Annotated in this window: 20 protein-coding genes; 4 read left to right on the top strand and 16 right to left on the bottom strand. The window is 51.7% G+C overall.

Translation table 11 applies throughout. The annotated features are described in order from the left end of the window. The 3 genes from OXG87_05895 to recJ all read right to left on the bottom strand — a co-directional run. Positions 1–729: phosphate--AMP phosphotransferase (locus tag OXG87_05895; GenBank protein ID MCY3869071.1), on the bottom strand; the 729-nt coding region annotated here is incomplete at its 3' end. Between the two features lie 2 nt (positions 730–731). Next, positions 732–1,856: a Gfo/Idh/MocA family oxidoreductase gene (locus OXG87_05890; GenBank protein MCY3869070.1), complete on the bottom strand. Its 1,125-nt coding sequence runs from the start codon at positions 1,854–1,856 to the stop codon at positions 732–734. Positions 1,857–1,877: 21 nt separating this feature from the next. After that, the gene (gene recJ, locus OXG87_05885) at positions 1,878–3,560 is read right to left on the bottom strand and encodes a single-stranded-DNA-specific exonuclease RecJ (GenBank protein MCY3869069.1); all 1,683 of its coding nucleotides are present in this window, start codon (positions 3,558–3,560) and stop codon (positions 1,878–1,880) included. A 162-nt stretch (positions 3,561–3,722) separates the two neighbouring features. Here recJ and OXG87_05880 point away from each other — a divergent pair, with 162 nt between their 5' ends. The 3 genes from OXG87_05880 to OXG87_05870 all read left to right on the top strand — a co-directional run bounded on the left by OXG87_05880 (position 3,723) and on the right by OXG87_05870 (position 5,515). Further along, the gene (locus tag OXG87_05880) at positions 3,723–4,118 is read left to right on the top strand and encodes a YbjN domain-containing protein (GenBank protein ID MCY3869068.1); all 396 of its coding nucleotides are present in this window, start codon (positions 3,723–3,725) and stop codon (positions 4,116–4,118) included. Between the two features lie 60 nt (positions 4,119–4,178). Next, positions 4,179–4,889: a PspA/IM30 family protein gene (locus OXG87_05875; GenBank protein MCY3869067.1), complete on the top strand. Its 711-nt coding sequence runs from the start codon at positions 4,179–4,181 to the stop codon at positions 4,887–4,889. A gap of 80 nt (positions 4,890–4,969) precedes the next feature. Further along, a complete protein-coding gene (locus OXG87_05870) occupies positions 4,970–5,515 on the top strand; it encodes a DUF4178 domain-containing protein (GenBank protein ID MCY3869066.1) in 546 nt (181 codons plus the stop codon). A gap of 5 nt (positions 5,516–5,520) precedes the next feature. Here OXG87_05870 and OXG87_05865 read toward each other — a convergent pair whose 3' ends face one another. From OXG87_05865 to OXG87_05835, 7 genes are all read right to left on the bottom strand, one after another. Next, positions 5,521–7,056 carry a polyamine aminopropyltransferase gene (locus OXG87_05865; GenBank protein ID MCY3869065.1) on the bottom strand — a complete coding sequence of 512 codons (1,536 nt, stop codon included), beginning with the start codon at positions 7,054–7,056 and terminating at the stop codon, positions 5,521–5,523. Between the two features lie 66 nt (positions 7,057–7,122). Then, complete coding sequence (locus OXG87_05860; GenBank protein ID MCY3869064.1) at positions 7,123–7,968, bottom strand: DUF350 domain-containing protein; 846 nt, start codon at positions 7,966–7,968, stop codon at positions 7,123–7,125. Continuing rightward, positions 7,965–8,696, bottom strand: coding sequence for a hypothetical protein (locus OXG87_05855; protein MCY3869063.1), 732 nt, complete (start codon positions 8,694–8,696; stop codon positions 7,965–7,967). Before OXG87_05855 ends, OXG87_05860 begins: the two co-directional genes overlap by 4 nt. 52 nt (positions 8,697–8,748) lie before the next feature. After that, positions 8,749–10,212 carry a sulfatase-like hydrolase/transferase gene (locus OXG87_05850; GenBank protein ID MCY3869062.1) on the bottom strand — a complete coding sequence of 488 codons (1,464 nt, stop codon included), beginning with the start codon at positions 10,210–10,212 and terminating at the stop codon, positions 8,749–8,751. Positions 10,213–10,362: 150 nt separating this feature from the next. Next, on the bottom strand, positions 10,363–11,070 hold the full coding sequence (locus OXG87_05845) for a phytanoyl-CoA dioxygenase family protein (GenBank protein ID MCY3869061.1): 708 nt from the start codon (positions 11,068–11,070) through the stop codon (positions 10,363–10,365). Positions 11,071–11,073: 3 nt separating this feature from the next. After that, positions 11,074–11,823, bottom strand: a complete 750-nt coding sequence (locus OXG87_05840) for a phytanoyl-CoA dioxygenase family protein (protein ID MCY3869060.1) — start codon at positions 11,821–11,823, stop codon at positions 11,074–11,076. Positions 11,824–11,839: 16 nt separating this feature from the next. Beyond that, complete coding sequence (locus OXG87_05835) at positions 11,840–13,171, bottom strand: serpin family protein (protein ID MCY3869059.1); 1,332 nt, start codon at positions 13,169–13,171, stop codon at positions 11,840–11,842. 214 nt (positions 13,172–13,385) lie between these two features. Between OXG87_05835 and OXG87_05830 the strand changes: the two genes are divergently transcribed. Beyond that, positions 13,386–15,221: a DUF4070 domain-containing protein gene (locus OXG87_05830; GenBank protein MCY3869058.1), complete on the top strand. Its 1,836-nt coding sequence runs from the start codon at positions 13,386–13,388 to the stop codon at positions 15,219–15,221. Positions 15,222–15,320: 99 nt separating this feature from the next. Here OXG87_05830 and trxA read toward each other — a convergent pair whose 3' ends face one another. From trxA to folP, 6 genes are all read right to left on the bottom strand, one after another. Then, positions 15,321–15,647 (bottom strand): thioredoxin, encoded by a 327-nt coding sequence (gene trxA / locus OXG87_05825; protein MCY3869057.1) that lies wholly within the window; start codon positions 15,645–15,647, stop codon positions 15,321–15,323. A gap of 71 nt (positions 15,648–15,718) precedes the next feature. Further along, positions 15,719–16,744: a DNA polymerase III subunit delta gene (gene holA, locus OXG87_05820; protein MCY3869056.1), complete on the bottom strand. Its 1,026-nt coding sequence runs from the start codon at positions 16,742–16,744 to the stop codon at positions 15,719–15,721. Positions 16,745–16,961: 217 nt separating this feature from the next. Further along, positions 16,962–20,078: an efflux RND transporter permease subunit gene (locus tag OXG87_05815; protein ID MCY3869055.1), complete on the bottom strand. Its 3,117-nt coding sequence runs from the start codon at positions 20,076–20,078 to the stop codon at positions 16,962–16,964. Continuing rightward, the gene (locus tag OXG87_05810; protein ID MCY3869054.1) at positions 20,075–21,124 is read right to left on the bottom strand and encodes an efflux RND transporter periplasmic adaptor subunit; all 1,050 of its coding nucleotides are present in this window, start codon (positions 21,122–21,124) and stop codon (positions 20,075–20,077) included. The genes OXG87_05815 and OXG87_05810 overlap by 4 nt, the downstream gene beginning before the upstream one ends. After that, positions 21,121–22,470 (bottom strand): TolC family protein, encoded by a 1,350-nt coding sequence (locus OXG87_05805; protein ID MCY3869053.1) that lies wholly within the window; start codon positions 22,468–22,470, stop codon positions 21,121–21,123. Before OXG87_05805 ends, OXG87_05810 begins: the two co-directional genes overlap by 4 nt. Positions 22,471–22,553: 83 nt before the next feature. After that, entirely contained in the window at positions 22,554–23,426 is an 873-nt protein-coding gene (gene folP, locus OXG87_05800) for a dihydropteroate synthase (GenBank protein ID MCY3869052.1), read from the bottom strand. Positions 23,427–23,442: the final 16 nt, after the last annotated feature.

Here is a 23,442-nt window from a genome sequence, read left to right as displayed (position 1 = left end):
CGTCTTTTTGTTCAGAGATGCCAGTTTTTTTTCGAGGACTTCAATCACTTTTTCAAATACTGAAACCGTTGCAAAACGCCAGTTTTCAGCCAGCACAATATGCCAGGGCGCGTATTTGCTATCCGTACGTGAGATCATTTCTTCTATGACTTCTCCATACCATTCGTATTGTTTATTTTTTTTCCAGTCGTAATCTGTCACGCGCCAGGATGTCAGGGGATTTTTCTCGAGTTGCTTAAAGCGCTTTTTTTGTTCTTTGCGCGAAATGTGCAGAAAAAACTTGAGGATTACATGGCCGTCATCTACGAGTTGTCGCTCGAAACCATTCACTTCTTGATACGCCTTATCAACCGGTAGCTTGTCCATCATCGGATCCATTTTCTCTACAATGAACCGACTGTACCAACTCCTGCTGTAAATGACCAGGCGTCCGCGTTCGGGTATTTTGGTCCAGAAGCGCCACATAAATGGTCGGTAGATCTCTTCTTCATTGGGCATTTGCGTCGAATATACCTTGACGCCGCGGGGATCGAGTACTTGCAATAGTTCGTTGATCAGCCGCCCTTTGCCAGAAGCGCCCCAGCCTTCGAATACAATCGTGATGGGCACTTTGTTTTCCAGTGCCTTTCGCTCGAGCTGGCCCAGTTTTATTTCCAGCTTTTCCATGCGGGCGTTGTAGTCCGATTTTTTTATTCTTTGTTTTAGATCAATAGCATCCATGATTTCCATATTTACTCCTTTGCCCATGTGCGCGAGTCGGGTACGTATAGCCACGCGCCATCTTGCACAATTGACTGTTGACTGATTAGTCCCGGTAAGGTCATGTCCATGGCTTCGTGAATGCCAATTGGACAGGCGATTTCGCCGTTGATGCTTTGAATAAAATCCATGATTTCGAAATAGTCACCCCCGCCGTGTCCGGCTTTTAATGCCGCTTCAGAGGGGTCGCGCCACATGTCGGGTAGATAGTCTTCTTCCAGATCTGTCAGATCTATCCATTCATTTTTTTCGCCGCAGATATCTTCAAGCCATATGCGATTGACACCGCCGCGCTCTCGCGCCGATTCGTAACACCCTTTTGTCCCTTGCAGTTGAAAATTGCCGGTTGCGTGGGGGCGTTCCGATAGCATATCTACCCGGATTTTTACCAGCCCGCCGCTCGCCATCTGGCACAACATGACGCACGAATCTTGATTTTCATACTGGTCTCCCCGCGGGTCTGTGTAATGGTGTCCGCTGCCCGCACAACACACGCGCGCCACGCGGTCTCCCGGCATCCATTGCAAGAGAGGCCCCAGGCTGTGCGTGCAATAGGTGACACCATCGATGCCCGTTTGCCACTTGCGCCGCCATTTTGTGATTTCATTCAGGGCTTTTAATTCGTGCAAATACTCTCCTTCTCCGTAATATACATCGCCGAACAAACCCCGCCGCACGAGTTCTTTTACCAGTACATTGGGGCGGGTGTAGGTGTAATTTTCTGCCATCATATAGAGTGCTTTTGACGATGTAGCGGCGTGTACCAGGGCGCGGCATTCCTCCACGGAGACCCCGGCTGTGACTTCGCTCAAGACGTGGATGTTGCGATGCAGTGCCTCAATTGCTTGCTGAGCGTGAAAATGCATGGGCGTGCCGATGACGACTGCATCGAGTTCAGAGCGCGCGAGCATGGTTTCGTAGTCCGCGTATTTTTCAGAGGCTCCCAATCGTTCAGCAGCAGCGTCGAGTTCCTCTTCGCGTATATCGCATACCGCGTGAATGCGGGCTGTTTCATGTGCTTCAAAAGCGACTCGAAAACTGCCCCCACGCCCGGCAGCCCCCACAATGCCCACGTTTAATTTTTCAGCAATGCCCATTAAATACCTCCGGGAAATTGGCTAATCGCGAAGGTTCGACAAGCGCATGTCCTCTACCAGCATTTGCACATTGGTTCTGCCCTGCCAGGTATTGGCCTGTAGAGCAAAGGCGAGATCGACGCGGTCGCCTACTGACAATTCGTAAACTCGCTCGCCCTGGCGAAACCAGATTGCATCGCACAGGTCATCACCTGTATCCACTCTGAGTTTCAAATGCGCCCCGCGGCCTATGGCGCGCACATCTGCAATTCGGCAATTGCGGGCTACAAAACGCGGCAACTCATTTTTCGCGCCAAAAGGTGCCAATGTGTCCAGGGTGTCAACGGTTGTCAGCGAAATATCGGATGGTTTGAGGGTGGCATCGACTTCCAGTTGGGGCGTCAGTGCTTCCTCTGATAGCCGCGCTTGAGCGTCTGCGATCAACCGGTCTTGGAATTCGGGATAATTTTCAGCGGGGACCGAAAATCCGGCGGCATCGGCGTGTCCGCCAAATTCGGTGAGTAGATCTGAGACGCGGAAAATCGCCTCGACGATATTGTATCCACCTGCTGTGCGCGCAGAACCCGTGTAGATGCCATTTTTTCGAAAGTTGGTACACACCAGCGCTGGGCGCGAAAATTTTTCGACCAATCGCCCGGCGATCAGCCCGACTACACCCAGATGCCAGTCTTCACCGCGTACCACCAGAATGCGATATTGATCTAACCAGTTATCCTCTACCATGCGTTCTGCTTCAGCCATGCCGTCGCTTTGCAGAGCCTGTCTTTCGCCATTTAGACCGTTTAACTCTTCGGCGAGTTTTTTCGCCTGTACCTGGTTTTGGCAGCGCAACAAATCGAGTGCCAAATCTGCCGATGATAGGCGCCCGGCGCTGTTGATGCGCGGTCCCAGGAAGAATCCAATAGAGATTGTGTCAACGGGGCGGTTGGTCGTGCCCGCGACGGCTTTGAGTGCCTGCAAGCCCGGGCGTTCGGTGATATCGAGTACCTGCATCCCTTTTCGCGTTAGCAGGCGATTTTCTGCAACCATGGGGGCCATATCAGCCACAGTGCCCAATGCGACGAGATCCAGAAGCGAGTTCAAATATCGACGGCGTTCTGAATCGGGCAGGAATTCCGATGCCAGAGCCTGCACTACCTTAAATGCCACCCCTACGGCGGCCAGTCCCTTGAAGGGATATTCGCAGTCTGCGCGATTGGGATTCACCAGTGCCAGAGCGTCTGGCAATTTGTCCTGTGGATGGTGATGGTCAATGACTACCACATCTATTCCGGCGTTATTGGCAGTGTCAATAGCCTCAAAAGCTGAAATGCCATTGTCGGCGGTTACAATGAGTTGCGCTCCTTGTGCGTATGCCGTCTCTACACCTGGCGGTTTCATGCCGTACCCGTCTCGGAATCGGTCGGGTAACAAAAATGTGGCATTGGCACCTACCAGATCAAAAAAATCCAGCAAAACAGCGGTGCTCGTGACGCCATCTACATCGTAATCGCCAAAAACCACAATGCGCTCTTTTTTGCGAATGGCTTCTGATATGCGTTCGACTATGCGGTGCATGTCTTGCATTAAATAGGGGTCATTCAAAATATCGGGAGAATCGTCCAAATCCTCTATTTTCAATGAACGGTTTGCGAGAATGATATCGACGAGAGAATGATAATCGCCCTTATGGCGTATGTTCCATATCGGGTACCTGGGTTCCATAAAATCTCCAGAGTGGTTGATCAGAGTGCGTATATGCGATCTCTACTTGACTTGAAGTCAATTTGAACGTTAATTTTTGAAACCAATATTTCGCTTGCGTATCTCATAGGCAGGACGGAGGGTCACGTTACACCTTCTGCTAACCGCTTTCAGGAGTTTAAAATGTCAGAATATTTCAATACAGTCAAATCTTATCTTCAAGACCTCAATCTCGCGGTTGACGAGGAAGATACCGCTGAAGAACTCGTGGTGGTGAGCGACGAAGATCGCGGTGTCAATCACCTCATTGTCGATTGCGAGGATCCCATCCTCATTATTGAGCAGGCTATTATGCCTATTCCCAACGTCCCTGGGGATCTGTACAAAAGATTGCTCGAAATGAATCGCACACTTGTTCACGGGGCGTTTGCCCTGGACGATGAAACCGGCACGGTTCTTTTCCGCGATACCCTGCGCCTCGATACCCTCGACCGCTCTGAGCTTGAAGGCTCTATCACCGCGCTCGAACTCGCCTTAGCCGATAATGCCGCAGAATTACTCGAATATAGCCATCAGTAGGGGGTGGGTTTGAAACCCACCCGTACAAAAACAGACCATTTTTAAAAAAAGGAGTATCTCATGAGCATCTTTCAACGTCTCTTCAGTGTGGGCAAGGCCGAAGTCCATTCGGCTATTGACAAATTTGAAGATCCGATAAAAATGACCGAACAGGGTATCCGCGACCTGAAAAATGACCTCAATAGCGCGATGACCAGCCTGGCTGAGGTCAAGGGTCAGGCCATTCGATTGCGAAAGCAGGCTGAAGATAACAAAAAGGCGTCTGCCGACTGGGAGCGGAAGGCCATGGTTTTGCTCCAAAAAGCCCAGAGCGGTGAGTTGGATGCCGGGGAAGCAGACCGGTTGGCAACCGAAGCCCTTAGCCGCAAGTCAGAGGCCGATAACCGCATTTCTCAGTTTGAGCAGGATGCCGAGATGCAGGAAGATATGGCCGCTAAGCTTCAAAGTCAGGTGGAGAAACTCAAATCTACCATTGCAACGCACGAAAATGAACTTATTTCGCTGCGCGCGCGGGCAAAAACAGCCGCTGCGACGAAGAAAATCAACAAGCAACTCGCCAAAGTCGATTCGTCTGGTACGATTGCCATGCTCGAGCGTATGAAAGAACGGGTTGAAGAAGATGAATCGCTCTCGCAGGCTTATGGTGAAATAGCCGGTGAATCCAAGAGCGTTGATGAGGAAATTGACGCGGCACTGAGTACTTCATCGAGCGGCACAGATCAACGCCTTGCTGAACTCAAGGCTAAGATGGGGATGACTTCGAAAGACTGATCCTGGGTGTGCCTGTAGGGGAGACGCTCGCGCACCCGTTCCATCTGTCGCAGAAGGTTCATGGGTTGTCTGGAGAGAAAATGAATTGGAATCCTTTTAAGAAGAAGAAACAAGAACCCGAAGCTCTCGATCCCCTAACTGTTACGCTGTCCGATCTCAAGCTGGGTTATGTCCTCGACTACGATCTCAAGACATGGCAGGTTACAGCGCAGCATTATTACGATTACGAAGGTGACCGCGTGGATGAATGGGAACTCACCTGCGGCGATGATGTGGCATTCCTCGAGCGGTCAGAAGACGATAGTATTTCCTGGATACTGACGCGCAAAATCCCCCTTTCCGATATTGAGGGCGATATCCGTGGGCATATGCGCGACCACGACAATGAGGATCCTCCCGATGAAGTTAGATGCCAGGGGGTTATGTTCTATGGCATATCGTCAGCCGTTGGATCTTTTTACAAAGATGGCGGAGACGAGGGACAGGAGTTTATCATCTGGAATTATCTCGACGAGTCGGAGGAACACTCCTTATCTATCGAGCAATGGGCTGAAGACGCTTTTGAAGCCGCAGTGGGTGAGTTCGTCGAAGAATATCAGTTTAGCAATATCCTGCCTGTAGATTAATATCTTTACTCAAACCCCCATTCTGATTTCCGATAGTATCGATCTACTGTCGGCTCCATTTCCGTGCTGACCTCGATTGCATGTTTTTCATCGAACATGCCCTTCCAGAAGTGCAACATTCCCCGCATTGTTTCTGCATCCAAAAATTGCGTTTCTATATCCTCAAAAGTGAGTTGTTGCGTTCGTTGAACGAGGTTCTCTTCGCTCATTTCTTCGGTTTTCATTCCCAATACCCATCCCCAATCTCCCATCGTTGGTATATAGGTGTGATAGGGTATGGTGGAAAAACCGGCGTCTGTCATTGTGCGCTCAATGCACAGAAATGCAAGGCGCGCGTTAAGAGGACTCGACGCCTGGGTTACCAGTACGCCATCGGGTGTTAAGTGACGCGCACACAGGCGATAAAATTCCCGCGAATACAATCTGGCGAGGTCTGGTCCTTTGGGGTCGGGCAAGTCGATGATGATGATATTGAATAGTGCTTCTGAACGCGCCAAAAACGCGCCCGCATCGCCGATTACCACATTGACACGCGGGTCGTCCAGTGCCCGCGCATTCGCTTCTACAAAGACCGGGTGTGCGCGCGCCAGATCGATTATCGCTTTGTCTAAATCTACCAGGGTGATTGCTTGTACATCTGCATATTTTACGACTTCGCGCACAGCCAGTCCATCCCCCCCGCCTAAAATGAGTACGTTGTTCCGCGATCCCGATAGTTGCATGGCCGGATGTACCAGCGATTCGTGATAGCGTTCTTCGTCATAGGTGCTGAATTGCACGTTGCCATTTAAGTGCAGCCAGTGGTGGCCTTTCCATTCGGTTATGACAATGCGCTGATAAGCAGTCTGATCTTGATAGACTACGCGGTCGCGATACCGACTTTGTTCGCCCCATATTACAATGGGGCGGATATAAAGTCCCAGTACCAGAAGGCCCGCGCCCAGGATCCAGAATGCCGTCAATAGTAGCAAGCGACGCGCCAATAGGTGTCGATATTGCCACAGCAATACCGATGCCACGATAAAGTTAATCGCGCTCAGTGCCAGCGGTGTGTACGTCAGGCCCAATTCAGGTAATAAAAAAAAAGCGAACAATAGTCCGCCGATCAATGCGCCAAAATAGTCTTTTTCCATTACTGAGGCGATGTTGGTGCGCAGATCCTGATACGCTTCATTCATACGTGCGACCAGCGGAATTTCCATGCCGATTAGTATGCCGATGGCAAAAGCATAGCTATAGATGAAGACGCCTGCCGATAAGGCGAGTACCGATCCAAAATACGCCACAACCGCACAGGTGGCGCACAGGACCGAGAGATAAAATTCGATTGCGATAAAGCGATCCAGCAACCTGTCCGTCAATAATCGGCTCCATCGGCTGCCCAGGCCCATGGCAAATAACATCAGCGACATGAGCACGGCCCACTGCAATGTCGTGTTGCCCAATAGATAGCTCGCCAGTGTTGACAATGTAAATTCGGCTACTATGCCGGCACATCCCGTGGCGAATATGCAGGCTTTTAAGAGATAGCTCTGTCGCATAAAAAATAAACAACTCGGCGGGTGTTTATACCGCCGAGTTGGAGAGATTTAATACAATTTCCTTTTTTATAAACTCCATACAATCAGGAACGATGCGCCGACGTAAGACGTGGCTTCGATGAAGCCCGCGCCGAGATTGGGGTGTTCTTGATTGGCGATTTCATCGGTCAGTTTTTGTCCGGGTAAGAGGATTACGTCGGAGATGAATCGGACGATGGGTAGCAAGATCAATCCCGCGACGACTTCGATTGCGAAATCCTGCAAATTTACAGTCCAGGAAATAAAATCGCCCGCTGATGCGTGAAACACGATGACGCCAATGCCGACCAGTGCGCCCGCAAACGCGACGCCTGCGGCGACGTTGTCTTTTTCGATTTCGTCGTGAATGCTATACGGGGTAATCCATTCGTACACCAGCCCGGCCAGTACCAGAGCGACCTGACCCAATGCCCAGAAAATCACGGTCGTCACTATTCCGCCAATCTCACCCGATACTGCGCCAAAGATTACCAATCCCGTTGCTATGTACGACGCGGCGATCACGGCACCGGTGCCCGCGTTTTGATCGTCGATTAATTCATCCCGAATTTTGAATCCGTGCAGGATCACTCCGTCGTTGACCAGACGCGAGAGATTGAGCAAGATGATTGCCAGCACTCCGTATATGCCGATGTCGATTAAATCGTTTTCCAATCCCTGAGATGGCCCGGACAAGGTGCCGCCGATGGCCATGAACAATCCGAAGTAATATCCCGCCATGGCTACACCCAGTGCAGCGTTGTCTTTTTCGACCAGTTCCTCCCGCACGCTATAACTCGTTGTCGTCAAGTCTTTGACCAATTTGCCGATCCAGAATAATACAAACGCGCTGATGAGATAAATACCTGTTGCGATTAAGTCCTGTACTATCATTTTCCAAACCCTCCAAAACTGCGGCTGCCAAATCCAGATCGGCTGCGACTTGTTGAACGCGAGCTTCCAAAGCCGGTCCGACTCTGGCTCGTGCGACTTTGCACTTTTTGCGCGAATGATTGTCTCTTTTGCGCTATGTTTGCCTGGCGCCGCTGGAATGTCGTTGGTTTTTGTTTCTGGGTGACAGACCCCTGCGTGCCATACTCCCGATTGCGCCCGTAATACGGACGTTGATCTCGGCGATAAGACCGATAATCGTCGTAGTCATAGCGGCTCATGCCAAATCCGCCGCCCCAACCGAGCAAATGACTCATGAGCGCGTATTGGCCGTAGAATTCCCAGAACGATGTGCCCCCGCGATCCGTCCAACGCCCGTAGCTCGGATTGCCCACATAGTGATATCCAGGGGGGTGTGGCGTGTTGTTGACGCCATCTTGCTCAGATTTGGCAACCAGCGCCATTCCCAAAAACGGTTCGTATTTTCGATAGATGGATTCCGATACTTCTATCCAGTCCGATTGTACCTGTTTTTCGCCCTGTGTAATTAAATATCGGTGATAATACGAAGTGAAAACTGTGCCTTCTTCGCGTATATCATCCAGTACAATCATATACGCCGGTGCCGAGGCAAGCGATTTTTGCATTTCAACGACGGGATCGCGTTCGCCGCCGCATCCAGACAATAACAATAGGCCGATCAACAAGACCGGCAATCGTTCTCGTGTCATAATTTCCTCCTTTGTTTTATGTAAGATACCTCAATATCCGTTTTGTGCAATACTATCTGGGGTCTTCGGGTAATTGTGAGAAGTCGAACTCGTTTACGGCATCAATGTCTGGCTCGAATGGGGGGATGGCGTGGGGGATATGGCTGTGTCCACAACGTGCGATGAGTGCTCGGGCGCGTGTTTGTTGTTCGGCTTGTTTCAAGATATCATCGGCAGACCAGCGTGCAAAGATTTTTTCGAGGCCCGATTGGATTACGTCTCGATACCGGGGGTCATTGGACAGGTCGCGGCGTTCTTCGGGGTCTTCGTCAATGTTGAACAATTGGCAGGAGTCAAATTCAGAGTAATAGTTCAATTTCCACGGTCCCGTGCGGAGCATGCACGCGGGCTGGTCGCCGAGCAAGCCGATGTATTCTGCAAAGACTTCATTGGGCCAGTCCGGTGGCTGATCACCTGTGAGGAATGGTGCAAAGCTTTTGCCCGCGACATCGGGCAGGGGGTCTGCGCCCGCAATGTCCAGAGCTGTGGGTCCGACGTCGATGAGGCTGACGGTGGCATCTTCTGTGCGGTTTTCGTGAAGATGACCCGGCCCTGAGCAGATCAAGGGAATGCCCACAGAGCCTTCGTAAAAGCTGCTTTTCCACCACATGCCGTGTTCATGGGCCATGTCGCCGTGGTCCGAGGTGTAGATGATGACGGTGTTGTCCGCATCGGAGGAGGATTGGACGGTGTCAATGATTTGACCGATGTATCGGTCGAGTTCGGTTGTCAGGCCGTAATAGGCGGCTAACCCGCGACGATTCTGTTCTGGGGTGATGTCTTCAACGCCGCGTCTTTCGCGCCATTTTTTCATGGCTGGATGCAGGGCGTTTAAGTATTCGGGCGATTCGGGTTCGAGCGGTGGGATTTGCGCCATGTAATACTCGAAGTCTTCTCTGCCGCAGATCAGGGGATTGTGCGGGTTCATGTAGCCGACGACGAGGGCATAGGGTCTGTCGCTCTCTTGCCGGTCGGCGATGAATTTGCAGGCTGTTTCAGTGACGGATTTGTCAAAGTGGCGATAGCCGGTTTCGCCATGACCGGATACTTGAACGCCGTATTTGGTCTGTCCCGTTGTGCGGTTGTATCCAGAGCCGAGAATTTCTGCGGATAGCCCGCCGCAGTCGGCGTGGATGCGTTTTTCAAAGCCGTGGAATTGGTCGGGGTTTCTAAAGTGCATGCGACCACATAGCACGGCTTCGTATCCCGCCGCGCCAAATGCATGGGCAAATGTGGGGGTGTCAAAAGACAGGCTGCCGCTGTTGTCATAGACGCCCACATCGCTGGGGTACTGCGCGGACATGAAGCCCGATCGCGAAGGCGCGCAGAGGGGATAGGGGCAATACGCATTGCGAAACCGGACCCCACGGCGGGCGAGCGCGTCCAGGTTCGGCGTTTGCACAATGGGATTTTCCGCACATCCCATTACATGGGGGTTGTGCTGGTCGGAGATGATGAGGATAATATTGGGAGTCATAAACTTAAGCATTAAGGAGCGGTGTACAATGGGTCGCCGTCCAGACCAGTTCATTGAGAATTGATACATCTACCATGTAGAAGCGATCCCGGTCTCGTATTCTTAGATCAGAAAATGGCCTCGCGCGTTCCAGATTGATCAATCCCGACCCTATTTTCGATCATTTCCGTTATACAATCCCTCGCCGCGCACGAGCCGGCGTTTGGGGTTGGGAATGTCCATGAGTTCATCGACGCTGTGATAGCCAATTGTCATGCTCATGCGCGTGTCGTCGGTGTGGTTTTCGCCTGCGCCGTGGACGACCATGCTGTCGATTGCGAGCATTCCACCTGCTGGCATAGGTACGGGAAGTGCCTGGCCCAGAATATCGTTTGCCCATTCTGCATCGTGAATAGATGTGGGGGTGCCGGGGAAGTGATGCGATCCGGGAATGATGCGGGTGCACCCATTTTCGAGGGTGGTTTCTTCGAGATAAAAGATGATGGTGAAGATGTTGCGCGTCCACTGCCTGACATCGCGGTGCAGATACGCGCCTTTGTTGTCCTCTGCTGTGCGCAAGGTGGCGTGGTTGTGGCGGTTGGTGAGGATTTCGATATTGGGTCCCAGAAGCGATTCGAGCGGGTCGAGCGCGTATGGATGCGTGACGGCTTCTCGAAAGATCGGTGCGCGGTCCATGAGGGCAGAGATGCGAACGGCACGGCCATCTTTATTGCGTGCGATGGGTTCGACTTCGCGGTCAATATCTTCCATAATAGCGGTCTTCAGGTTTTCGACCATTTCTTCTGGTAGGCAGTCTGGAAGACAGAGAAAACCGTTGTTTCGGAAGAGCTGGATTTGTCGCGTGGTGAGTGAGGGCATGTCCTACTCCTGGGCGGGAAGCGAATAGGGGTGTGGATGTCCCGTATAGACTTTTTCGCCGCGTACGAGAACTTTTTCCGGGTCGTCTTTGATCACGTCGTGGGCGTCGTGGGCGCGATAGGCAACCGTCATGCTGCGGCGAGAATGATCGGAATGATTTGTGTCAGAGCCGTGATAACAGCAGTCGTTAAAGAGCAAGACACCGCCGCGAGGCATGGGGATTGGCACTGCGCGGTAATAGTTGTCGCTGTCGTAAAAATTGTCTCTTTGTTTTTGTGGTCGGCGCGGGTTGAGAAATGGTCGGTTGTGGCTGCCGGGCACGATGCGTACACAGCCGTTTTCAACGGTTGATTCTTCGAGGTAGATCAAGCCGGTGATAAGGGTGTGGTCATAGGGTTCTTCTCCGGCGTGCCAGGGGACGGGATAAGACCCGGATGGGCGCACCATGACGTGATTGTGTTTGTTGGTGAGTACTTCGATGTTTGGACCGATGATGCCCTCGAGGGCGTTGAGGATGATGGGGTGAGACGCGGCTTCAAAATAGACGGGGTCTCGTAAGAAAATTTTTGAGAGACGGCGAATATTTTTCGGTTCGCGCGCTTCTTTTTCTTCCCAAACAATGGGTTCGCGCATGTCTCCAATTTGCCGGGAGGTGATTTCGTTTAGACGATCGACCAGATCGCTGGGCAGGGTTTCGCGGACTTTGTAAAATCCAGTGGTTTTGAAATACCAGAGGTCTTCTTCTGTGATCATGTTGAGATATCCTTTATTATCTCGGGTCCATTACCCGCCCGACAAATAGGGTGGTGTTTGTCGCTATGTCCCGGATGAGGAAGATGAATGGCCGATCGATCGTGACTCTGGGGGGAACGGATGTCACGCCTATGACTACGCCGGTAGCAGCAGCGGCTTCTGTGCCGTTCTCATTGACCAGGACGAATGCTTTGTGAAAGGCGTCCGAAATGGACAGGTTTTTTGTTCCATCCATGCCCGAGAAGTCCGCTAATTGCGGGTTAAAGGCATCGGATATTCCCATCTTCTGGAGCATTGCGCCCAGCTTGAATTGGGCTTCAAATTCAAATGAGGGCATGGTGAGTTCTATGCGGTTGCGTCTCAGGTCTTTCGAAATCCGACCGATGAGTTCGGCGTTTAGCGACTTTTCGAACGGGTCAAAAGTGCCTTTATCGGGGAGCAGGATGACCATGGATATTTCACTGCCGTCGTAGAGTAGTTCGACAGCCTGATATTCCGTACCCCTCGCATAGCCGAATGATTCGGTCTGTCGCATCATCGGTACTTTGATGCTGTTGCCAGCGAGCAAATGAAAATCGCCTTCAGCAGTGGCTCTTTCGTCGAAGGGGTGGAGCCACGCCGCGTTGAAGTAGATGGCATTGGTGAGGACTAAGCGGGTCAAGTTGTCGATGGCGCCGGAAGGTATCAGGTCTTTGATTTTCTCCTCGGTCTGCTGGGCGACCCAGTCGTTGATTGTGACTCGCGAGTTCTCAGGTGCTTCGGTGAAGTTTGCGATTCTCATTCCAGCACCGTAATTTTCAGCGAGTTTGTCCAGAAAGTCCTGCAGGAAATTATAGCCCTGTTGCCCCCAGATCGCATTGGTGATGTTCAATCGAAACCCCTTGCCATCTTGACCGCTGCTGCCTTCGCCGCGAGAGGCGAGTTGGAGATCGAGGGCGTTGAACGCGGGGTGTAATTTGTCCTGGGACAGGATGAAGTGTAGTGCGTTTGACATCTGGCGTTCGGTTTCGCCTCTGGCACCGGCATATGTCATGGCAAGTGCCAGCGAGATGCTGTAGGGCGAATAGAACAGGTTTCCGCTTTCTTCTTCGCGCAACTTTTGATACAGGTTAAAGGCGAAATCGTTGTTGCCGCGTACCAGGTCTGTTAGCTCTGAATCTGTTGCCAGAGGTATGGCCACGCGTGTCTTTTCTGATCGCACTTCTTCTGTTGCCGACGCAGATGGTGTCTCGTTTGGAGGTGGTGCCGTGGGCGAGGAGACCTCCGGTAATTTCCCGCATCCGAGTAGGGCGGTTGATAGTATTATAGCAGGTAGCAATCGGTTGGTTGGCTTTTGTATCATTTTCATGTTAGCCTCCTTGCCCGGCTATTGTCTCCATGGATAGGTACAGAAAAATTATCTCAAATTGCGGTGTAAATCAAGGTTTATTGTTCGCGATGGTCCGAGGTATCAGTTTTTTTCCAATCTGGATGCCCTCGTTTTTTCTATGAGTTACGAAAAAAATGTAGTATATTGGAGTGATTAGAAGTTCTTTGTTTTCATTTTCTGAAAGGATAGCTGTATGCCCAACGCGTTGCTTGTATATCCAAAAAATCCGGTGACGTTCTGGAGTTTTGATGAGGCTTTGAGGATGGTCGGAAAGAAGTCGGCTTTTCCGCCTTTGGGGTTGTTGACGATTGCCGGTATGATGCCCGAGCACTATAGTTTGCGCGTGGTGGATGTGAATGTGCATCCATTGACAGATGAAGATCTGGATTGGGCAGATGTTGTGATTACATCGTCGATGATTATCCACTGGCATTCTCTCGAAGAAATTATTGCCCAGTGCAATGCCGCAGGCGTGCCCGTGCTCAATGGCGGTCCATTGCCCACGCAGTATTGTGAAGATATTGAGGGCGATGCGGTCTTTTATCTGGGCGAGGCAGAAAATGGCTTTATGGATGTGGTCGATCGATTGGTATCCGAGCCTTACCAGGGGGGGCGAGAGTACATTGATCGGCGAGGTGAGTTTCAAAGCCTCACAACAACACCGCTTCCGCGCTGGGATCTGATCAATTTTGACGATTATACTGTGATGGTGATTCAGATTACAAGGGGTTGTCCCGAAAGTTGCACATTTTGCAATATTCCCGCGCTTTACGGCAAGATAACGCGTTTGAAAAATAGCAGCCGCGTGGTTCAGGAACTGGACGCGCTTTACGATAGAGGCTGGCGCGGCTCGGTTATGGCGGTTGATGACAATTTTGTTGGCAACCGAGAAGAGATTCGAGAAACACTGGAAGAAGAGGTGGTTCCCTGGCAAAGAGAACGTGGGTATCCTTTCCAACTCTTTACACAGGCCAGCATTCGCGTGAGCGATGATCCCGCGTTGTTAGAGGCGATGTACCTCGCTGGATTTGATAAAATTTTTGCGGGTATTGAATCGCCAGTGAAAGAAAGCCTGAAGTTTATGGGCGCGCAAAAGAATCTGCAGGGCGATACGCCTTTGTTGGACAAGGTTAAGATTCTGCAAGAATACGGCATGGAAGTTCAGGCTGGTTTTATCATGGGCCTGGATACAGATCCAGATGATATTGCCGATCTCATGATTGCGTTTATCAGGGAAGCGGGTATTCCTGTGGCTATGGTGGGGGTTTTGGGCGTGCTGCGCGACACACCCGATTACAAGCGCTACAAGCGGTTGGGTCGCCTGCGCGAAGACGTAAAATATACGGGTGATTCGGGTATTTTTAGTCGGCAGTTGAGTTATGAGCCCCTCATCGATCCCGACGAATTGCTGGCGCGCCATCGCAAGGTCCTCGAAACGCTGAATAGTCCAGAGATTTTCTTTGAGCGCTGCCGCACGCATTATGCACATCGCACGCGCAGGGCAATTCCGTCAATGCCAATTGGCTGGACGGAACTCAGGGCTGGTCTTCGCTCTTTTTGGCATCAAGGGGTGGTCGGGTATTATCGGTGGACGTTCTGGAAGTTTATGGCCCATATGCTTCTGCATCATCCCCGCGATTTTGGGGATGCCATACGCATGTCCATTCATGGCCGCCATTTGATTCTCACCACGCGCGACGCGCTGCAGGTTGATGAGGTGCAGACATTTTTGGATGAGGCGCTGGATCACCTGAAGCGATTTAGCGAGGGATATAAAGAGGTGAGTGTCAGTGATTACGCGAGCAAGTTGATGCACGCCCTGCACGGGCGATTTGATCATTTTCAGGACGATTATCGCACTTTGCAACACAACGCCGAGGTGATGTTGAAGGCAGCTCAGGAATACTGTGGGTTGATCCGCAAGGAATTTCGCCATCAGGTTGCAGAACCTCTCGAGCGTTTTCAACAAGAGATTGATGCAATTCTCGAATCATATCCCACACAAAGCAGTTTGCAACCTGCGCGGTAGGACGCGCTGCGATAAAAAACAAAAGCCCGGTATAAAAAGATATCGGGCTTTATTTTTTCTTAAAAAGAAGCCGGAGACACTGTCTTCGGCTTTTGTGTTTTAAGCGAGTACGGCTTTGAGTTTGTCTTCTATCGCGCTTTTGGGGACAGCGCCGATAAGCTGATCTGCCTGTTTGCCGTCCTTAAAGATGAGTAATGTGGGGATGCTGCGAATGCCAAATCCCTGTGCTGTTTGCTGGGCGTGATCTACATCGACTTTGCAGATTTTAACGCGACCATCGTATTCACGCGCGAGTTCTTCAATGCTGGGGGCAATCATCCGGCACGGACCGCACCATGTTGCCCAAAAATCTACGAGTACCGGAAGATCGGAATCGACAACTTCTGTCTGGAAATTTTCATCTGTAACATTCAATGGACTTCCCACTTTGAGACTCCTTTCGGGTTGGGTTTTGTTCTGATGAGAGTGTGCTAAACTACCAGATTTTTACGGGGTTGTCAAGGGGATGCACGGCAGATTCGATAGGCCAGATGGGCGAGTATTTCGTGCGGTGTCCCGCCACTGGATTTGAGGCGGTTGTCTGCATCGAGAAGGGCATCATGGGCATTCCAGAGTGCTCGTTCGTCGAATAGACGGGCCTGATCGAGATAGTTGTTGAGAAAAAAAGCGGGTACTTTGAGGCGTGAAGCGATTGCATTTCTGGGTAGGCGTTGGCCCGATATCCATCGCGCGCGCCGCAAAATCCCAAAGTGACGGACGAGTAGCGCGATTGTGCCGGCAGGATGTTCTCCCTGTTCGCAGAGCCGTCCAATGAGGATCTGTGCTTTGTTCAGCTGACGGTGCCCGAGTGCGTCGGCGAGTTCAAAAACCGTGATCCCCCGCGTGTTGTCGATCACCTGGGCGACGTCTTCGCGCGCGATTGGATTGGATGGGGTAGCGATAAAGAGTTTTTCGATTTCGCCGTTCAATTCGCGCAGATTTGATCCGATGCTCATGTGGAGCAGGTGAGCCGCGTCGGGCGCGATTTGTCTGCCCAGGGTTTTGACATGTGTCTGTATCCAGGCCGGGATCTCATTGTCGTAGGGTGGGTGAAATTCGATTGCAGTCGCGCGTTTTCTGAGTTCGGCAAATAGTTTTTTGCGCCCATCGGGTTTGGCGGCTGTGATGATTATGGTCGTTGTTTCGGGTGGAGATTCGATGAGGGGCAAGAGTTCAGGGGTGGCTGAATCGGGTAAGCGGTCGGCGTTTTTGAGGACGATCAGGCGGCGTTGCGCCATCATAGGAAAGGTGAGTGCTTGTGCAATGAGCTGCGAAATATCGAGGTCTTCGGCGCGATAGATGTCGAGATTAAAGGGGCGCGCTGCAGGCTCAATGAGGGTTTCAACGAGGGCGTTGAGAAGTTGATCGCGTTGAAAGTCTTCTTCCCCGTAGAAATAGTATAGAGATGAGGCATCGCCTTTTTTTACGGCATCGAGGATTTGAGCTGGCGATGGGCCAGTTTTGCGAGGGCGTCGGGTAGCCATCTGTGTTATCCGAGGCGTCTAAAGGTCTTTAAAGTCCGCGTCTTGAATTTGTGAATCGTCAATGTCGCGCCGTGGTTTTTTTTTCGATGCTTCAGTTGGGCTTGGGCGCAGGAGTATGGCGCGAAATAGGCGACCGACAAAACGAAAAAACAAGACCAGGATAAGGGCGATGAGAAATATACGAAGCAACATGGGTGTCTCCAGGAGCCTTAATGGCTCAATCTGCGGCGGTGTGGCGATATGTGGGTGTTGATTCAATTTTTGGCGCGCCAAACCATCGCCAGATAAGGCTGATTAGAACAGGTACAACGACCAGTGTGAGGGCAGTGGCAAATGCGAGACCAAAGATGACAGCTACGCCCATTGGCCCCCACCATTGACTGCTGCGTCCCCCAATTTCCCATGAAAAGGAAAGAAAGTCAAAACTGATACCCGTGGCAAGGGGTAATAGGCCCAGGATGGTGGTTATGGCTGTGAGAATGACGGGGCGAAATCGCACGACGCCTGCGCGTATGATTGCCTCGCGCGCTGAAAGGCCGCGCTGGCGCAATTGCAGGGTATAGCCGATTAGAACGATGGCGTTGTTGACAACCACGCCCGCAAGGCTTATCACGCCAATGCCCGTCATGAGAATGCCAAAAGGGGTTCCGGTGACTATCAGGCCGATCAACACGCCAATCATAGACAAAATGACGGATGTGAGAATGGTAAAGGGCAGAGCCAGGGAATTGAATTGCGTAATCAGAATGAGTGCGATGCCCGCCAATGCTACGAGCAGTGCTTTAGAAAGAAAGGCGGTGGCTTTTTGCTGTTCTTCATTTTCTCCGGAATAGGCGATCTGATAGCCCGGTGGCAGGGGGAAATTTGATAGGGCTGCTTGCACATCGCGCATGGCTGCATCAGATGTGCGGTCTTGCACTTTGCCTTCGATGGAGATCACGCGCTTGAGATCCTTGCGCCGGATGCTGCCAAATCCCCCACCCGTTTCTATGCGTGCAACCGCGCTTATGGGCGTGATTTTGCCATCTTTTTCAATGGTGATGCGTTCGAGGTCGGCGAGGGTGTTGCGCTTGTCGGATTTGAATCTCACGCGAATATCGTATTCGTCTTCGCCCAGCCGATATTCAGATGCTTCTGAGCCGTAAACAGCCGAGCGCACCGTAGCGGCAATCAGGCGCGTATTGAGGCCCGCTATTGCAGCGGCTTCTCGATCTACGACGATGCGGACTTCGGGACGCCCCCGGTCATAGTCATCTTTGAGATCGACAACGCCGGGCACTTCGGCCACGATGCGTTTGATGCGTGCGGATAGTTGACCCAAAATTTCGAAATTTTCGCCGGATACCTCAACGCTGATGGGCGGGCCTACGGGTGGTCCGCCGCGCTCCTGGGATAATTCAATTTCAGCGCCGGTCAGATTTTTGAGTTTGTTGCGAATTTCCTCAATGGTCTTAAAAGAGGATTGCTGCCGAAGGCTTTCATCGACAAAATCAACGGAAATGCGACTGGCATTTGAAACGCCTTCGCCAGACGCAAATTCATCGCCGCCCGAGACACCTACGTTGGCGACATAGGTTTCAACATCGGGAATATCGGAGAGAACGGATTCGATTTGGCGCGCCAGTTGATCCGATGTTTCGAGGTTTGTGCCAGATGGGGCACGCACGTCTATATAGGCTGTATTGGGTTCAATTTCGGGAAAGAATTCGATGCCTCGACCTGTGAAATAGTACGCCACAATCACGAGGATGAGTGTGCTCGCTGCAAGAGAGAGGGTTATTCCCGGGTAATTGAGTGCCAGTTCGAGGCGACGCTGATAGGCGTTGAGGCTGCGCTGAAGGCGGGGTGATGTTTCTTTGACTGTCCCCCGCACCGTCATGAAAGATGCACAAAATGTGGGATTGAGGACGAGGCCCACAAAGAGGGACGAAGACAGGGTTATGATCAGGGTTATGGGCAAATATTTCATAAATTCGCCCATAATGCCGGGCCAGACAATCATGGGTGCAAAAGCACATAATGTCGTCAGTGTTGAGGTGATCACAGGCCATGCAACTTCTCCCGTGCCTTCCAACGCTCCCTGGATGGGAGATTGGCCTTCTTGCCGATGGCGATAGATGTTTTCGACAATGACGATGGCGTTATCGACGAGCATGCCGAGTGCGAGGATCAGGCTAAACAAAACGATCATATTGAGCGTGATGCCCATAATGGAGATAATGACAAAAGCAATGAGCATAGAGAGGGGAATGGCGATACCGACAAAAAAGGCATTGCGGAGGCCCAGGAAGAAGAGGAGCACCAGAATGACGAGGATGAGGCCGGATACGATATTGTTTTCGAGGTCTTTGACCATCATGCGAATGTCTTCGGACTGGTCGCCTAAAATGGTGATTTGTGTGCCTGCGGGAAGGGTGGGTTTCAAATCGTCGAGTGCGCTTTTAATCTGATCGGCAATGGCGATTAGATTTTCACCGCTGCGTTTGACAATTTCGAGGCTCACACTGGGTTTGTGGTTGAGGCGGGCGTAATTTGTGCGGTCCTTAAAGCCATATACGACATCGGCAACATCGCGAATATAGATCGGGCGACCTTGCGAGGCTTTGATGAGGAGGTCGCCAATTTGAGGAACGGTCTCAAGTTCGCCGGGTACGCGTACGGCGTATTTGTATGCGCCCATATCCACACTGCCGCCGGGAAGGGTCAAATTTTCGCGTTGAATCGCTTCTATTACATCCTGGATGGCGAGTTTGTAGGCGATGAGGCGGTCGGGATCGACATCGACTTTGACTTCGTGTTCAAGACCACCCACCACGCGGACTTCGAGAATGCCGGGAATGGTTTCGATATGATCGGCGAAGTCTTCGGCAATTTCTTTGAGCCGAATAAGTCCATAATCTCCTGACAATGCGACGATCATCATGGGGATATTGGAAAAGTTGACTTCGAGGACCACGGGGTCTTCTGCATCATCGGGTAATTCTGATTTGGCGAGATCGACCTTGTCTTTGACGCGCTGAAGAGCATTGTCAATGTCGGCATTGGGATTAAATTCGACTGTGATTGACGAAGCACCTTCGACCGAGCTCGAGCGGATTACTTTGACGTTTTCAATGGATTGAAGTTCTTTTTCCAGGGGTCGGGTGATGAGGTTTTCAACATCTTGGGGCGAGGCGCCGATATACGGCGTGTTGACGATGATAAGGGGTATGGTAATATCTGGCGCAGCTTCGCGGGGAAGCGACAGATAAGCCGAGATGCCCGATATGATCAGGATGCCGACAAAGACGTAAACGGTGATGCGATGTTTGAGCGCGTACGCGGTGATGGTCATGGGAGGGGTTCCGCATATTTAATTGCCACGCGGTCACCATCAATGAGGTCTCGCCCGCCTTTGACGATGATCTGGTCGCCAAAGGCAAGCCCCTTTTGGACGACGACGCGCTCGGCTTCTGATGGCCCCAGGCTGAGCGGACGCAAAAGGGCTATGTTGTTTTTCACGACAAAGGCCACGGGTCCGGTTTCGCGTTCGATAATGGCTTCGCGGGGAATGACAACGACGTGCCGGTGAATGCGGCGCCTGGCTTTCAGCGTGCCGATCATGCCGGGGCGGATATGCCCTGTTGGATTGGGCAGGTGGATTTCAATGGGGAAAACCCTCTGGTCTGTATCTGCTGCCGGGCCAACATGGGCGATTGTGCCCTCATAAGTCTGGTTCGGTAGAGCGTCGAGGGTGAGGGTGACGAGACTGCCTTCGGCAAAGTCGATGATTTCGCTCTCGGATACCCAGGCCACAACGCGCAGGCTATCCGTTTGTACGAGGCGATATGTTGCGTCATCTCGCGCGATATGTTGCCCCTGTGAGATGTATCGCTTTGCGATATGGCCCGAAAAAGGCGCTTGTATCCGCCCATAAGAGAGTCGATGCTTTAAGGTCTGCGCCGTTGATCTGGCTTTTTGGAATTCGTATTCTGTGGCAAAATACGCCTGTTCGGAAATCGATCCTTCAGAGAAGAGTTGTTTGCTGCGCTCGTAATTGTAGGCTTGAAATTTGAGATTGGCTTCGGCTTCGATCAATGCGGCTTGCAGAAGTTCCATGTTGAGTTGCGCGAGAGCCTCTCCGCGGTTGACGTAATCGCCTACATCTTTGTACGTGCCGATGACCTCACCTGATTCGAGCGCATTAATGGTCACATCGCGCCAGGCTTTTACTGTGGCAGACAGCCTGCTGTACTGGACGAGCGAATCGGGTTTGAGCACAAATATAGATACATTGGTGGTGCGTTCTAATGGCATTTCTTTTTGTGCCGAAGATTCGTCGCCACAGCCCAGATGGGTCGCGATCAAAAGACAGGGGATCAAAAGCCTGTACAAGCTCATGGTTTATCCTCCTCACCCAAAATGCCCGCATTGAGTTCTAAATGCACGAGGGCGACTGCAAGGTCCCGCTTTGCACGCGCGAGTTCGGCTTCGGCGCGTTGTAATGTGAGTTGTCCATCGATGACTTCGATTTGGGTGCCAACGCCATTTTCATAACGCGATTCCGCGATTTCCAGGCCTCGACGGGCGAGGCCAACGGCCTGTCTCTGCGCGCTTTTTCTGGCGCGAACCTCGAGAAAAGAGCGTCGCGCTTGCAGGATGTTGAAACGTATGTCGCGCTCGGTTTGTTTTTGCACCAGTTCGGCTTGCCGCGTGTCTGTGCGGGCCTGTGCAACCTGTGCATTTGTGCGAAAGCCATCGAAAATGGGAATGTTGATGGCGATACCCGAAAACCAGCTCTGATGAAAATCGTCTTTTACAAAATCAAATTCGTTTTTTTGAGCCTGCCACTGTCCATTGACAATTAAATCTATGGTTGGACGGGATTCTGACTGGGCAATGGTCTCTGCGTGCTGGAGCATTTCGACCTCGAGGGAGTACTGACGTATAATGGGATGCTTTTGCATTGAGAGATCAATTAGTTCTGTCTCTGTACTGGTCGATAAAAGGTGGGATTTTTCGCGGAAAGTCCCACGAGGTATAATGGATTCGTTGGGGGCAATGCCGATCTGGTTTTTGAACGCGAGGTCTGCCAATACACGCGCATTTTCCGTGCGTATGGAGTCTGTTAGCAATTCGGCGACCTGTACCTGTGCGCGCAGCAAGTCATAGTCTGATACGCGCCCTGCCTCGCGCAGTTTTTCGACGCGCTTGAAATTTGCACGCGCGCGCGCTACAGAAGATTTGCTGACGCGCGCGAGTTCTCCAGCCAATAGCAGGTCGTAAAAAGCCGTTTCGACCCGGGTGTGTAATTGCTGCTTTGCAGCGCGCACCTTTTCCGTCGAAAATTGTCGAAACAGACGCGCGGCGCGCATGGCTGAAAAAGATTTGCCCCCACCCCAAATGGATTGTCGAATGCCAACCGTGCCGATGAGATTGTTGTGCGCGCCTACGGTAAATTGTTGTTGGCCTGCCGATGTTTCAAAGAAAAAGGTGGGCAGCAACCAGTTGCGCGTGTACTGCATGGTGATATCGAGTTGAGGGAGAACATCGGCTACTGCATGGCGAACCCGTTGACGTGATTTTTCCAGATCTTCGCGCGCTATTAGCAGGTCTTCATTGTGCGATAGCGCGTGCTGCAAACTCTCTTTAAGTGTAATAGACCGGGAATAGGCTCTGGGGAGCGCAAAAAAAAGAAATAGAAGGCCGATGATACACAGCCATCGGCAAAGAGATATATAGTCCATCGACATTTGGAGGGCGTGAGATTAGGTCGAGATGTTATTTATCTGAAAATCTACAGGGTTTTGCCATGTGATGTCAAGGCGTTTCACAAACTGATACGGGAAACACTGTCCGATAGTGCCAATGCCTGGACCGTTTCTGCGACATCGTGAACCCTTACAATGTGGGTTCCTGAGACTGCGCCCAATGTGATTGCAGAAATGCTGCCCGGCAGGCGCTCCTGGGGGCGGCTTTGGGGCGCGGTAAATTGCTTGCGAGATGCACCCATGAGAAGGGGGTATCCCAGCGTGTGAAATTCGGACAGTCGGGCGAGTATCTCGATGTTGTGCGCGTATTTTTTGCCGAAACCCAGCCCGGGATCAATCACAATCTGAGATTGGGAAATGCCCATCGCTTCTGCGCTGTTGATTTGTGTGCTTAAAAAGTCGAGAATATCGGACACAACATCGTCGTACGCGGGGTTCTGCTGCATGGTTGAGGGCGTTCCCTGCATGTGCATAAGGACAACAGCAACTCCTGTTTCTGCGATCAGGGGCACCATACCGGGGTCAAAACGCAGGGCACTGATGTCGTTGACAATGGTTGCGCCGTTGTCTATGGCCTGTCGAGCGACCTCGGCTTTGGTCGTGTCTATGGAGATGGGCACGTTGAGTTGCGGGGCAATGGCCTCAATAATGGGAATGGTGCGATTCAGTTCTTCTTTTAGCGAGACGACAGGTGCCCCTTTGCCATAAGGCCCGGCTGGGCGGGATGATTCACCCCCTATATCGATCATGTCGGCGCCGGCTTCAACCAGTGCCAATGCCCGCTCAACCGCTTTGCGCGGTTGAAAATAAAGGCCGCCGTCTGAGAACGAGTCTGGCGTGACATTGAGAACGCCCATCACGAGTGTTCGATGACCCAATTGAAGGGGCGTGCCGCAGCATGAAAGCTGGTAAACAGGGCGCGGGTGTTTCATGGGTGAGGTGTACAAA

The organism is Gemmatimonadota bacterium (genome assembly GCA_026706845.1).
Lineage (GTDB): Bacteria > Latescibacterota > UBA2968 > UBA2968 > UBA2968 > VXRD01.
The sequence above is the reverse complement of the archived record's forward strand: the minus strand, read 5'-3'. Positions and strand labels throughout refer to the sequence as shown.